Genomic DNA, 13,145 nt, shown 5'->3' on the forward strand with positions numbered 1-13,145 from the left:
TGTTTGCTATGATGAAGAAACGAACAAAGGAGGATGACATGACCATAAAAGCTCGAATTCAGTCACGGCTGAAGCGCTCAAAGCGTTATGTTTTCACTCGTGACGATTTCAAAGATCTTGCTGGCTACGATCAAATAGGCAGAGCACTGCGTGAGCTGATGAAGGAAGGGCAGCTACTGAAAGTAGGCTATGGCGTCTACACCAAAGCGCGGCAAAATGCGATTACCGGTAAGCTGATGCCTGCTGCTCCCGGAGGTTCTGCTGCGGTAATGATTGAGGCGTTGGAACGTCTGAAAGTGGATTACCGTCTGGCAGGCGCAACAAGCGCCTATAATAGCGGTAAATCCACCCAGATCCCTGCGTTAGTGGAAATCAAAACCTCACCACGTTTTAAGAGAACATTGTCAGTAGGGAACAGCAAATTAAATGGCTGATTTAATAAAGTTATTCCCTGATGTTGCCGATGCCCTGGGCATTGAATCAGTTGCAATTGTAGAGAAAGATTATTACATCGTTGAGTTATTGCGATTGCTCCAGCCTCTGGCGTTTGACACGCATCAACTGGTTTTTGCCGGTGGAACAGCATTGTCAAAAGCGGGGATATCTTTGAACAGGATGTCGGAGGACGTGGACATTAAGCTTGTTCCTGTCGCCGGTATTTCCCAGCAATATTCCAGAGGTAAGCGTAAAAGCATTCGTAAGGGTATTATTCAGACCATTATCGAAACGATTGCAGCCTCAGATACGTTTCGCATGGACGAAGAGTATCCAAAGGTTACTCGTGATGAATATCGCTATAATGAAATTCCGGTACGCTACCCGCAGGAATATGCACAAATTCCCTGTTTAAGGCCATTTATCAAACTGGAACTGATGGAAACGGATTTGCTTGAGGCTGCGGAAAATCGTGCTATTAGCTCACTGGTAATGGATCTAACAAAGAAGGGCGAAGTAGTGAGGGCTTTTCCCTGCGCAACTATCGGTAGCACGCAGGCTGAAAAACTGATCTCGATGATGCGCAGAACGGCTGCAAGCGTGCGTAATGTGGAGCGTGCAGTGGATGAGTCACTGGTGCGTCATATCTACGACAACTTTTGTATTGTCAGAGAAAAAGGTGCTGACGTTCCTGTTTTGAAGCGCTTTGTGCAGGAATGTATTGAGCAGGATATCCAACGTTACGGTGCTCAGTATCCTGAATTCTGCGAGTCGCCTGTTGAAGAACTAAAAATGGGGTTGGAAGAACTGGCGAGCAACCCTGTTTATAAGGAACGCTATCTGCAGTTTGTTACACCAATGGTGTTCGGTGAAAGCCACGTTTCCTGGGAAGAGGCCTATGCCTGTTTTCGCATAACGGCATTGGATGTGATTGATGCATAGCGCCAGAGATACGCTCGATGGTGAGCATTTTCCAGGTAACTCTTGCCCCGATTCGAGTCCCAAAATCAACGATTTAATGTGTTGGTATCGATGTTGGTATATTATCTAAATATTATTTTTTTATTGTTTATAAATAAAATGGTTAATCGTTATGTGCGAGTCCGGCCTTCCCATAGTGTATGAAAAATTACGTCACCGTTTAGGTGGCTTTTTTTTTGGTTTGAATTCAGTCCATGGTTCATTCTTTGCTGCGTGGCTATTCTTGGGGTATCTTATTTTTGTTGAGAAAACTGCACACAAATGATCCTAATGTCTTTTGAACCAAGGAGTATCATCGATATTTTCGGTAAGATCACAAAAAGGCAGCCACTCTTGAATTTATATGAGGGTTGCAATCGTCTTTAAATATTCTTTCGCTCTTGATAGCTCTGATTCTAAAAGTTGTGAAAATAAGCGTTTGTATTGATAGCTTATAATTTCTAAAGTTTTATTTAATTTACTTCTACCAGTGAGAAGAATAAAGGCTGAAACTCTCCAGCCTTTATCGGTCATCTAACTTTCTTGAAGACGAGCAAGATCAGAGGGAGACATACAGCGAAACCCACTATAGAGGCTAAAGCTGAATCGGAATGATTTTGCGATAGCTCCTTAACAAACCAGGTGCATTGAGAAGGTGGAAATTCCCCGCCCTGGCTCATTGTCTCCGAAAAGTTAAGAGCGAAGACAAGATCGAAGTAAAGCACTATAACGTAATAAGCAGCGCAGAGCAGCGCGATACTCACCCATCTGATCCAGAACTTCTTATTCGTCATCGTAAGTGCTTCCCAATGAGCCGCCTACTGTACCGCCTGAGTATGGGGATGTTGAGCCAGAATCGGCCGCCGCTTGTTGGAATTTTGCACTCCCCCCCGATGGTTGAGGGCTTTTGTTCTCTATGTTTGGAAACTGCTTCCTGCATGCACTTGCCATCTCGACAACGAGCATTGAAGAGTCGTCTGCACTCTTCGATTCAAGATAGCTTTGCAGTGATACCGGAATAGTGAAATCTTCTTCTATGTCGATTAGTAGCTGAGTTGTCGTGGATGTGTAACCGTGTTTGAATACCTTTGAGCCAGCAAACTTAATCCCCTTGACTGAGTGAGTGGTACAGTTGCTACCAGTCACATCATATTTATCAATCGTGCGGCCTCTTCGCTTTGTGCCGTCTTGCATGTTGGGCGTTTGATTTGGTAGCACACCTCTGTTCCACAGGTTTTCGAAAATTTACGGATTAATTTAGGATCAGCATCATCAATGCGAAATGCGCGAGCACCCATTTCATAAAGTTCGTATCGGTAATAATTAAGCGCATCTTCATCCTGGAAAAAATCTAAAATTCCATCCCCAGTAAAAGTACTTTTATCAGTGCGCCCATAGCGTCCATAGGTATATAGGGAGATACGGTTATTCTCATGCACCGAAACGAAAGCGTGACCCGCACTTGTCGTTTCAGTCCAGATATAAACGCCGTTTAAAAGCTGGTTATCTTTTGGCTTACATGTGTCAGCAAAGCTGTTTTGCTTCTTCGCTGTCTGGGCGTGTTGTTCTGTTTCCTGCAATGGTTCAGATATCGCTTTCTCAGCCACTGGTACTGTTGTTGCTCTCAAGGCTGGTTGGTAAGGCCCGTGTGACATAAAAGTATGAGTGGGAATGAAAAATGCTTTGCATGGACAGGTGGAACGACTGTAGATCGTACTGGCAGCTAATTGCCCATGAATAACCTCACCTGGGTATCCACCTCCCACACTATAAGAACCAGGATGTTTACCACAGGACACTTTGCAGCCTACTGTCGCTTGTCTGTTTCTGTTCGGGTCAATTAACTTTCCTGGCGGATGTCCAGATAGCACTGATCCACCGCATGTTGTTTTATCACCTTGCACTACCCAAAAACCATTAGCCATTTTCTTCTCACCTTTATTTTTAGAATGTTACTGGAGTGAGAAAATTGGCTGGCATTGCAGGGCTGTTATCTAATTGACACAGCAGAGTAAAATCTTGTGGGGTGCTAATAATCACGTCACCGTTATCAAGCAGGCTCCCAACAAGGGCAAAAGACACACCGTTGGCATTGGTTGCGGCTGAACCTGAGCCGCTGATAATTTTTGCGCGTGTTCCGTCAGGATAAACAACGTCATCACCAACCATTGCCCGTCTAACTTCGCTTCCGTCCTTAAAAGTAAATGAATCATTGGCGCTGGCGTGCTCAATTTTTCCGCCGTTTAGTGTAAGGGATCCGGCAGTGGCGAAGCGCCAGATCTCCACTAAAGAGCGGTCTTTCATCTCTTCTACATGGGATTCGAAAATCTGACGTTGTTCGTCGTCTGCGTTTGCCAGCTGTTCCACGCTGTACGGATTCTTGAATAATTCGATCACGGATGTGGTGATCTCGTTAGTATATTTCTGCATAAGTCCTTCTACTAGTATAGAAATAAACACAGAGTTTATTTTACAAACATTAATCACATGCGCAAGAAGTATTAGACTTAAGCCAAATAGCACTGGGGGCAGGTCATTGGATAGGGAGTACCTTAGGAGAGAGCTGATCCTTAGCCAAGTTAGGTGATAAACAAGTCCAGGCTCATGGTGCGAAAAAAAATTTTCGACAATTATTATTTCCACTTGTATAGTCTGGTTCTAATCTGTTTTTATTATGTTGTGTGACATTTAATGACTTGAAAACAGATTTAAACAAATATGTGAAATCATGGTTACCATATTCCAAATATGGAACCTGTCAATTTTCAAATAGCATAGCAGGGAGCTAAATGATGGAAATGTGTAGTAGTTTTATTAATCTATTAACATTAGGGATATCGAGTGGTGAATTGAATTTCACACAAGTTATTATCTTTTTATCCATCGCTTGTCCTTTGGCTCTGGTTATCTGGAAGGTTAAAGGGATTTTCACATTCTTTAATGATGTCAGAAATTCCAGAGTAAACGAACTACAGCGCATCCTTAATAGCCATAGCCTTGCTGAAGAAGTTCGTACTGGCTTAAAGGATGAAATTGAAAGGAGTGTTGGATATCGTATTACGGGCATATCAGATGTAGCGAAGCAGAAAGCTATATGGCAGCTTTACATGCAAAACAGAGTATTAATAAAAGTGGGTTTTTTCAAAAAAATTCAAGAATTTTATTTTTTTGGAAAATGATAATATTATTTTTAAAAAGGGGACATCCTTCTGGTTAGAGAACGTGTTGTATGGATTGTTTTCATTACAGTTTTTAGTTCTATCCGCATGTTATGTTTTTATATCCCTCTACCGAGGTCAACAGTACCCAATTTGGGGACATTCTCTTTTGTACTTTGCTGCCGTAGTACTATTCCTTTTCTTTATCTCTTTTGCAAACATAATCCCTCGCCCTAAAGAGTGCCAATTACTTGAGGAAATTCTAAAACCCAAGGATCTTGATGTCTAAGGTTGGTGGTTTTGCTCTAACCCGCACAATATCCTACTTTTTGGGCTTATCCTGATACAGGAACAGCCCAATCCTTACAGCATGCCCCAATTCATTTAGCTCAAATATTCGACAATTCTCACATCCCAGATATAATGGATATAACCGATATATCCATCTGTCAATCGAGGTTAATGATGGCAGCGAAAAACAACTCTGCACGGCGTGAAGATCACTCCTTCGATGTGAGGAGCCTCAGTGGCGACCAGCTTCACAGCCTAGAAACCCATGCCGATGCGGAATACCTGGTGATTGATTTGGGCACCACGAAAGCGCGTAACCCGGCGTTCAATGAAACCATGAAGGTGGCGATGCAGGCTGCCCTGAACGCCGTGCTGGCTTCGTTTAGCCAGAAAGAGCCTGCGTTGAACAAGAGCACGGCTTCCAGTAGACGAAAAACGCTGGCGGTCGTCACTGAACCTCTGGAACAAACCAGCAAACAGGCCAGGGCCGAACGGAATGCTCAACGGCGTGAACAGCTGAACGACCGTATTCTGGCAGATTCCGTCTGGCTGACGGCGCGTGAACTCTCCGAAAAAGCCAACTTCCAGAGCAGTAATCCAAGCGCTGGGCCGAATCGTTGGAAATCGGCAGGCAGTATTTTTGCCCTGCAGCTGCAAGGCAAGGACAACTATCCGGAATATGCGCTGGATGAAGGTTTCCGTCCAATCCCGGTGGTGAAGCAGGTGATCTCGTTGTTCGGCGAGAAGAAAACGCCGTGGGGACTCGCCATCTGGTTTGGGTCGGAGAACAGCTGGCTTGGCGGCAAAAAGCCTAAAGATGTGCTGGCATCCCAGCCTAAACAGGTGCTGTTAGCGGCGCAGGCAGAGAGAGAGGGCGCCGTTCATGGCTGATGCTGATGACAAGGAGGTTGTTGCCCGCAAAATACGTCAGCCCAAGGCTAATTTGCAGGTGAACTTTGTCACCTGGCCTGCTGGCAAACGGCTTCATCGGGTGCATTCAGCGGATTACAGTGCGGTGCAGTTCAATCCAGGCAAAGGGAACTCTCGCTTTAGCCCAATGAGTAACGGCGTAGCGACCTTATACGGCGGTGAGAATACCGGCGTGGCGGTGATGGAAACGCTGTTCCACGATCTGCCGGCAGACTCCGCTGGCGCACCTTACGATTTGGGAAAGCTGGCCGGAATGGCGCATTCGATTATCACGCCGCTTATTGACCTTCAACTTGCAGATCTTAATCCTAAAACACTGCGCAAAATGGGCGTTACGCGAGCCCAGCTTTTGGACTCTTCTGCCGAACAGTATATTTTCACCCGGGAATACGCGGTGGCGATATACCAGGCTTTCCCGGACGTTCAGGGGCTTCAATGGTCTTCTAAACAGCATGGTGATGCGGCGTTGATGCTATTCGGCGACCGTATCGAAGTAACTCAACTGAAGGTTGAGATTGAATCAGAAGTGATAAATGAATCAGAGAAGGTGTTGGATGCCATTGAGGAAGAAGCCGATCAGCTTGGTGTGGTGCTTTTGGCGGCGGGTGGTGGGTAATAAATAGCATTTGGTTAATCAATAATCCCAATAAGCGCTTATTAAAAATGCTGCCCTAAACCCCACCGGCAATAATCAGCCCGCCTTCACCACCAAGCCATTAACCCAAACATCATCCCGGTCAGGCCGACGATCGCCTGTCGTCCAGATATCTTTCAAATGCACATCTGGCAAAGCCGAAACAATCCCACTCAGCCGATCCTCATTCATATCCGTAAATCGCCTGCCGTCCTTCACCCGCTCGCCGGTTCCATACTTAAAGGATACATACCAAACGCCGCCAGGTTTCAGTGCGTTTGCCAGCCGCGCCATCACCTCCGGCAACTCCTTTTCAGCCAGATGTAACAGCGACGCACAGCACCAGATGCCGTCATAATGCTCAACCGCAGTCAGCTCCTGAAAGCGCATCACCTCAACCGGTTTTCCCGTAAGTTTCTTCGCTCGCCCGACAAGCTCCGCAGAGGCATCAAAAGCATCAACCGCATAACCCAGCTCGCTGAACGCTTTGGTATCACGGCCCGAGCCGCATCCCGCGTCCAAAATACGGGCGCCTGGCTTCAGAAGAGCCAGAAACGGTTGATAGACGGCAGACATATCGACATCCACCGTCTCGTCAAAAAAGCGCTGTGCGTTTTGCTGGTAATAATCGTCATTCATCAGAAAATACCGTCTCCCTGTGCGACAGGTTCCCATACATGGAACAGCGTTTCTTTCGCCATTTGCCAGTGTTGCTGCAGGAAATTATGCCTCAAAGCCGGCGTATTGCCCGTCTGACGGATCAAGGTTTCGCGCAGCGGAAGATGGCTGTTAATAAAGTACTCATTACGGTCATGCAGACGTTGAAGCAATTTGGTGGAAGGTATCCGGGCAAACTTCCCCTGATGCCCACGATTGCAGGTCTGGCAGGCCAGCACCAGGTTCCAGACGCCGTCCAGATTGCTGACTGAATGGTTCAGCATAAAGGGAAGGAAGTGGTCGACGTCGGCAAGGTCGGTTTCACCCATCGCGATACTGATAGGGCGGTAGCAATAGAAACAGTAGCCTTTTTGATAGCCATTCAGGCTGTCGCGACAGCTGGTAATGTTAATGCGCCTGTTGTTTCTGCGGCTGAATAACATCTTACTGTCTTCATCATATTCCACGGCAATCAGGTTACGTGAAACGCCCATTGCCCAGGCTTCCTCAACCAGTCGCCAGCGCGCATCGGTTTCCCGAATCAGATTAGGAAACCGATCGTTTTCGGTCAGATGGTAGTAATTGTCGGTCAGGCGAATGCCTTTCTCCGTTTTACGTTCATCAAGGAAAAAACGCTTGTGAATTTCAGCCTGATTGACGTTATGAAAAGCATCAATCACATTGGCAAAACCGCGTTTAACGGTAATGCCAATCAACTGCTCTTCCGTAATTTCACCCTTGTTGAACTGCAAACAGGCATCGAGAAACTGGCTTTGCTTGCTGGTGATCTGTTTGGGTGCCTGCTCCAGATGAGCACAAATATGGCGGGCAAAAGGCGCGGCCAGCATTTCCAGGGTGATCAGGTCGTTACCAGGCTGCTTCAGGTCATACAGCGCATGGGCCAGCGCAAATTTGTAGGACGCGACATTCTTGCCAAAAAGGATTACACCACGCCAGTAATGCTCCAGCTTAGGATCGGCCTGATAGAAACGCATAAATGTCCTGTTTTGTGAGGCGGCTCGTAATAAAGAGAGTTACGCGATCACATAACAAAACGCAGTAATTGTAAATCCAAAAACAACCCATCTTTAACAATGTTCGCTTATAGCGGCGCGGATGTTTTTAACATCACCACCCAAACCCTCACCGCCGCATCCTCAAATACGCCAACGGCTTATCTGGCCACGCCCGATCCGGGAACAGCCACAGGCGGATGCTGTACAGATGGAACAGCGGCGTGAACAGCTGCTCGTCGCGGGTGGCCAGGCCTTCCAGCTCCAGCAGCAGCAAATCCAGCTCGTCCAGCAGGGCGGGATGCGGAGCCACTTTCAGTGACTTCATTCGCCGCTTCAGGAACAGCGCCAGCTCGTGGAACATCTGACCGCTATCCAGCTGATGCTGCCCCAACACCTCGCGGTTGCGGGCGTAATAGTCATAGCAGTTCGCGCCCAGCCACACCTCGGTCACCAGGTTGCCAGCGGTCAGCAGGTCGGGATGCGGATCGAGGCGCATACGCGGCAGGATCACGTTCACGCGCTCCAGCATGCGTGTAATAAAGTGCTGACGTGATAGCAGCGATGAGCCGTTACGTTCCATCTCTTTCACAAATCGCAGCAGCTCGCCCAGCCCTGAACGCACCGCGCGGCGGGCAATCCATGACGGGCGCTTATTACGAATTATCGCGGTGATCACCACCGCAAACAGAATCCCGGTCATCGAGGAGATCGCCGTGTTGATCGCCAGCGTCAGGTCAGGCTTCAGGTGGTGGCTCAAGCCGATTAAACCGGGCAGCTGGATCGCGGCGCTCAGGCCGATCATGTTGGTCGAAGGATTCGCAATCACTAACCCCAGCACAAAAAGACCCGGCGACAGGCAGATAATCAGGCTTTCAAAGGTCACGGCCTGCGGGATCAGCAGCGCGACGTACAGCACGCTGATAATGATCGAAATTACGGTGCCTTTGATAAACAGCTTCATGGAGTTGCCCGGCGTATCTGCGCTGGCAAAGAATGAGCTGAGGATCGCGGCCATCATCGGCGCGGAGGCGCCATCACGCCAGGCGGTGCCCATCCAGAACAGGCAGGCACCAAAGGTCGCGAGGAATGAGGTGGTCGCGGAGAGCAGCAGCAGGCCGGTGTCGGTATGCGGGCGCGATCGCTCTTTACGTGCAAGGCTGGTATCGCCCGACAGATCGCTGACCAGGTTACTGACGCTGTGATACGCCCCGGCGATGCGCACAAAGTCGGCCAGGCGCTCAAGTAACCCTGTGAGCACCAGGCACTCGTCAATCGGCAACTCGCCTCTCTGCCAGGCACGTTTGAGATCGGCCTGAGTGGCGGTGAGCGTGGCCTGAATCGCGGCGTTATCCCTGAGATCGTCCCCGGCGTTCAGCCACAGCAGAAACTGCTGAAAGGCGAGGGAAACCGTTTCCGGAAAGCGGATATCCAGCTGCGCCATCTGATGCAGACGGATCTCAATCGCGGCCAGCGTCGGGATCAAATAAGAGAGATGCTGGTACTGCACGCTCACCAGGCGGATCAGCCTGCGCGCCGCGTCACCTTCATATACGCAGTGGGTAATCAGCGCTTCGACCTGCTGCGGATATTGCGCCATGCGGATCAGAATATCTTCCCGCTCCGGCGAGTTGTGCTTCGGAATACCGGTCAGCAGATCGCTGCACATCTTGCGCCCGTTCTGGTACCAGACGGTGACGCTTTGCTCGAGCAGGTTGCGCATCGATACTGGAAGCAGTAATCCATGAATAAAGCTGCTGCAGGTGACGCCCAGCGCGATCTCTTCAATACGTGAAATCACCGTGCCGGTAATGCTCAGCGGCATGGTCACCGCCGGGAAACCCATAATGGCAGCGCTGTAGCCCGCCAGCATAAACACATAGCTTTTCGGCGTGCGGTCATGCAGCGACAGATAGAGGCAGAAGCTGACCCACAAAGACACGCACAGGCTGAACAGCATCGGAGACTGCACGGTTTCGGGATAAATCAGGAATACAAACAGCCCACCCAGCAGCGTGCCCATCAGGCGGAAGATCGATTTCGAGATGGTTGAAGCGGAGTAAAGTTGGGAAGAGACGTAAACGGTAGTCAGTGCCCAGGCCGGTTTATCCAGATTCAGTTCAAGCGAGATATAGACAGCCAGAAAGGCCGCAAGACAGGTCTTTACTGAAAACAAAACGGCGTTTTTCGAAAACCACTGCATGACAGGGACTACCAGATGCACACTAAGTGCGCAGCATCCTGCCAGAATACGCGCCCAATTCATGGGGTTAACTACGTCAAATTGTTACTGAATCAAAAAAGATATTCCCATCATGAAATTATCTTCAGTTGAAACTATATAAATAAACTTCAGCGGCAACCCTAACCACAAAAGCCCCTGCCAGTAAAAGCAGGGGCTTATTTAGCGATAACAAGGTGCTGCACGTTACCCGTAACAGCCGATCAATAAATCCTGTCAATGATAGCGATCAACTTAATGTCAGTTAACGCTCAGAAACCGTCCCGTAACCATAAAAAAGATTCGTAAAAGAACGGGGCGAGCGCTCAACACATTCTTACCGTCCCTGGTGCGAAACACCGTGCCCCATCTTGCCATGCCCGGCACCGACTTTTCCGTCGTCGGCATCCTCCACCAGGTCACACTGTTTCGGCAGCGTGGTGGCAATCAGACCGGCAATAATCAGCGAGCCTGCCAGCGCGCAGATGGCGGTTCCCTGACCATAGAAGTAGATCATAATGCCGACCAGGTAAGGGCCGCAGAAGCCGCCCAGATTACCTAAACCGTTGATCACCCCGCGTGCGCTCCCGGCCAGTTCGGCCGAGGCGATACGGCCAGGCATCGACCAGAACGGGCTGGTGGCGGCTTTGAGGAAGAAACCACAGAACACCAGGGCGATATAAGCCGCGACGATATGCTGATGCAGCACCACGGAAGCCAGCAGCGACGCGGCAAAGCAGAACAGCGAAATCATCACCCACAGACGGCGTTTGCCGGTTTTGTCGCTAATCATCGAAACCAGGTAGATACCGACAATGGTCGCGACAAACGGCAGTATCGCCAGCAACCCCACGTTGGCCATATTGGTACCGGTCAGGTTTTTCAGAATGCTTGGCAGCCACAGCGTGTAGCCATAATCGCCGGTCTGGTAGAAGAAGTTCAGCAGCACCAGCTTCATCAACCCTTTGTTGCGGAACACGTCTTTCAGCCGCGCTTTGCCAACCGGCGCTTTCTTGCTGCGCGCTTCGCGCTCACGGGTCAGTTCGGTAATCAGGTATTCACGCTCACGCGCGGGCAGCCAGCGGGCTTCTTCCGGCCGGTCGCTGATCACCAGCCACCACACCAGCAGCACGGCGGCAGACAGCAGGCCTTCGATGATAAATAACCAGCGCCAGTCAAAGGCGTTAATGATCCAGCCGGAAATCGGCGCGGTAAACATGCCGCCCAGCGGCGCAAACATCATCACAAAGGCGTTCGCACGCCCCAGCTCTTTTTCCGGGAACCAGTTGCTGACCATGGTCAGCACCACCGGCAGCATCCCGCCTTCCGAAATCCCCAGCACAAAGCGCAGACCCAGCAACTGCCAGTGATTGGTGACAAAGCCGGTGGCGATCGACACCACCATCCACGCCGCCAGAGACCAGGCGATAAACTTTTTGCCGCTGCCGTTCACCGCCACGCGGCCGCCCGGCACCTGCAGGAATAAATAACCGATAAAGAAAATGCCGCTGGCGATACCGGCCATCTGGCTGGTGATGGCTAAATCCTGCTCCATGCCGCCAGGCAGGGCAAAGCTGATGTTCACCCGGTCCATAAACGACACAATGCAGGTGATCAGAATCGGGGCTATCACACGCAGCCAGCGCGTGCCGGGTATTTTATTATTCATCTCAGGCCCTCTGGAAATAGTGGATGACGGTCCATCCCGGTGATGCAGGCCGACAAAGCCGGCCTGGGCAGGTGGTATGAACGCGTTAATCGATGGCAGTCGGCAGCGGCTTCTGGTTGAAGAACGCCTCAACGTTGGCGAACACCACATCCGCCATCTGCTGACGGGTTTCGTGGGTGGCGCTACCCACATGGGGCTGTAACAGCACGTTGTTCAGCGCAATCAGCTCTTCCGGAACCTGCGGCTCCTGCTCGAAGACGTCCAGCGCGGCACCGGCAATCTCGCCTTTGCGTAAGGCCTGAATCAACGCCGCCTGATCGACTAACGAGCCGCGCGCGATATTGATCAGCCAGGCGTGTTTCGGCATCGCCTGCAGGACGGTGCTGTCAACCAGCCCTTTGGTGGATTCGCCGCCAGAGGCCGCAATCACCAGGAAATCACACTCTTTCGCCAGGCTCTGCACATCGTCGCACCAGCTGTACGGCAGCGACTCACGGCGGCTGCGGCTGGTGTAGCTGACCGGCATATCGAATCCGCTGGCACGGCGGGCAATCGCCTGACCGATGTTGCCCATGCCGACAATGCCGATGCGTTTGCCGCTGACCTGAGTGCCCAGTGTTGGGGCGTTTTTCAGCCACTGGCCCTCGCGAACAAAGCGGTCGCCCTGGCACAGTCGGCGGGATGCCGCCAGCAGCAGGCCCATCGCCATATCGGCAACGTCATTGGTTAACACGCCGGAGGTGATGGTCACGGCAATCTTGCGGGCGCGGGTGGTGTTGAGGTCGATGGCATCGGTGCCGACGCCGAACACGGCAATCAGCTTTACCTGCGGTAACTGTTGCAGGACCTCGTTGCGAACGCCGATGTCGCCGCGCGTCACCACCGCCTGAATGCTGTCGCCAGACTGGGCCAGAAAGGCCTGCGGATCCTGCTGCTCGTACAGGCGGTGAACCGTCCAGCCGGAGGCCAGTCGGTCCATCAGGCCGTCAGGTACGGGAGCGATTAGCAGGATGGCGTGAGTTGTCATGGGGTTCCCCTTCAAAGGCAGTACGTCGGATACGTACTATTAAAGGGGTTTCTGAGTATTTAATTGCGAGCTGGATCACACTGAATCGTGTTAGAAATCTGTGTTACCGACTACGTGATCGCGAAGGTGCTTATCGGCGGGTTTTCGGCG

The 13,145-nt window shown here is 50.6% G+C and carries 14 protein-coding genes; 5 read left to right on the top strand and 9 right to left on the bottom strand.

The genetic code is table 11. From position 1 onward, the window contains the following. The first annotated feature begins 38 nt into the window (after positions 1-38). On the top strand, positions 39-434 hold the full coding sequence (locus AC1UKS_RS03090; protein ID WP_088208768.1) for a DUF6088 family protein: 396 nt from the start codon (positions 39-41) through the stop codon (positions 432-434). Next, positions 427-1,377 (top strand): nucleotidyl transferase AbiEii/AbiGii toxin family protein, encoded by a 951-nt coding sequence (locus tag AC1UKS_RS03095; RefSeq protein WP_088208769.1) that lies wholly within the window; start codon positions 427-429, stop codon positions 1,375-1,377. Before AC1UKS_RS03090 ends, AC1UKS_RS03095 begins: the two co-directional genes overlap by 8 nt. A gap of 378 nt (positions 1,378-1,755) precedes the next feature. On the opposite strand, the gene AC1UKS_RS03100 is transcribed toward AC1UKS_RS03095, so the two are convergent. The 4 genes from AC1UKS_RS03100 to AC1UKS_RS03115 all read right to left on the bottom strand — a co-directional run bounded on the left by AC1UKS_RS03100 (position 1,756) and on the right by AC1UKS_RS03115 (position 3,825). Next, complete coding sequence (locus AC1UKS_RS03100) at positions 1,756-1,929, bottom strand: hypothetical protein (RefSeq protein WP_482435665.1); 174 nt, start codon at positions 1,927-1,929, stop codon at positions 1,756-1,758. After that, on the bottom strand, positions 1,926-2,189 hold the full coding sequence (locus tag AC1UKS_RS03105; protein WP_482435666.1) for a hypothetical protein: 264 nt from the start codon (positions 2,187-2,189) through the stop codon (positions 1,926-1,928). Before AC1UKS_RS03105 ends, AC1UKS_RS03100 begins: the two co-directional genes overlap by 4 nt. Before the next feature lie 348 nt (positions 2,190-2,537). Beyond that, on the bottom strand, positions 2,538-3,320 hold the full coding sequence (locus AC1UKS_RS03110) for a PAAR domain-containing protein (RefSeq protein WP_482435667.1): 783 nt from the start codon (positions 3,318-3,320) through the stop codon (positions 2,538-2,540). A gap of 19 nt (positions 3,321-3,339) precedes the next feature. Further along, positions 3,340-3,825: a PAAR domain-containing protein gene (locus tag AC1UKS_RS03115; RefSeq protein ID WP_482435668.1), complete on the bottom strand. Its 486-nt coding sequence runs from the start codon at positions 3,823-3,825 to the stop codon at positions 3,340-3,342. 359 nt (positions 3,826-4,184) lie between these two features. Between AC1UKS_RS03115 and AC1UKS_RS03120 the strand changes: the two genes are divergently transcribed. The 3 genes from AC1UKS_RS03120 to AC1UKS_RS03130 all read left to right on the top strand — a co-directional run bounded on the left by AC1UKS_RS03120 (position 4,185) and on the right by AC1UKS_RS03130 (position 6,390). Next, positions 4,185-4,574: a hypothetical protein gene (locus tag AC1UKS_RS03120; protein WP_482435669.1), complete on the top strand. Its 390-nt coding sequence runs from the start codon at positions 4,185-4,187 to the stop codon at positions 4,572-4,574. A 441-nt stretch (positions 4,575-5,015) separates the two neighbouring features. Next, entirely contained in the window at positions 5,016-5,735 is a 720-nt protein-coding gene (locus AC1UKS_RS03125) for an integrase (protein ID WP_482435670.1), read from the top strand. Next, complete coding sequence (locus AC1UKS_RS03130; RefSeq protein ID WP_482435671.1) at positions 5,728-6,390, top strand: RES family NAD+ phosphorylase; 663 nt, start codon at positions 5,728-5,730, stop codon at positions 6,388-6,390. The genes AC1UKS_RS03125 and AC1UKS_RS03130 overlap by 8 nt, the downstream gene beginning before the upstream one ends. 75 nt (positions 6,391-6,465) lie before the next feature. Here AC1UKS_RS03130 and AC1UKS_RS03135 read toward each other — a convergent pair whose 3' ends face one another. The 5 genes from AC1UKS_RS03135 to AC1UKS_RS03155 form a co-directional block, all read right to left on the bottom strand. Next, on the bottom strand, positions 6,466-7,047 hold the full coding sequence (locus AC1UKS_RS03135; protein ID WP_482435672.1) for a class I SAM-dependent methyltransferase: 582 nt from the start codon (positions 7,045-7,047) through the stop codon (positions 6,466-6,468). Further along, positions 7,047-8,060, bottom strand: a complete 1,014-nt coding sequence (locus AC1UKS_RS03140) for an HNH endonuclease domain-containing protein (protein ID WP_482435673.1) — start codon at positions 8,058-8,060, stop codon at positions 7,047-7,049. Before AC1UKS_RS03140 ends, AC1UKS_RS03135 begins: the two co-directional genes overlap by 1 nt. Positions 8,061-8,208: 148 nt before the next feature. Next, complete coding sequence (locus tag AC1UKS_RS03145) at positions 8,209-10,281, bottom strand: FUSC family protein (RefSeq protein ID WP_482435674.1); 2,073 nt, start codon at positions 10,279-10,281, stop codon at positions 8,209-8,211. 355 nt (positions 10,282-10,636) lie between these two features. Next, positions 10,637-11,968 carry an MFS transporter gene (locus AC1UKS_RS03150; RefSeq protein WP_482435675.1) on the bottom strand — a complete coding sequence of 444 codons (1,332 nt, stop codon included), beginning with the start codon at positions 11,966-11,968 and terminating at the stop codon, positions 10,637-10,639. 85 nt (positions 11,969-12,053) lie between these two features. Continuing rightward, complete coding sequence (locus AC1UKS_RS03155; protein WP_482435676.1) at positions 12,054-12,995, bottom strand: 2-hydroxyacid dehydrogenase; 942 nt, start codon at positions 12,993-12,995, stop codon at positions 12,054-12,056. Between the last annotated feature and the right edge of the window lie 150 nt (positions 12,996-13,145).

It is taken from the genome of Erwinia sp. AK-PDG3-5, assembly GCF_056821705.1.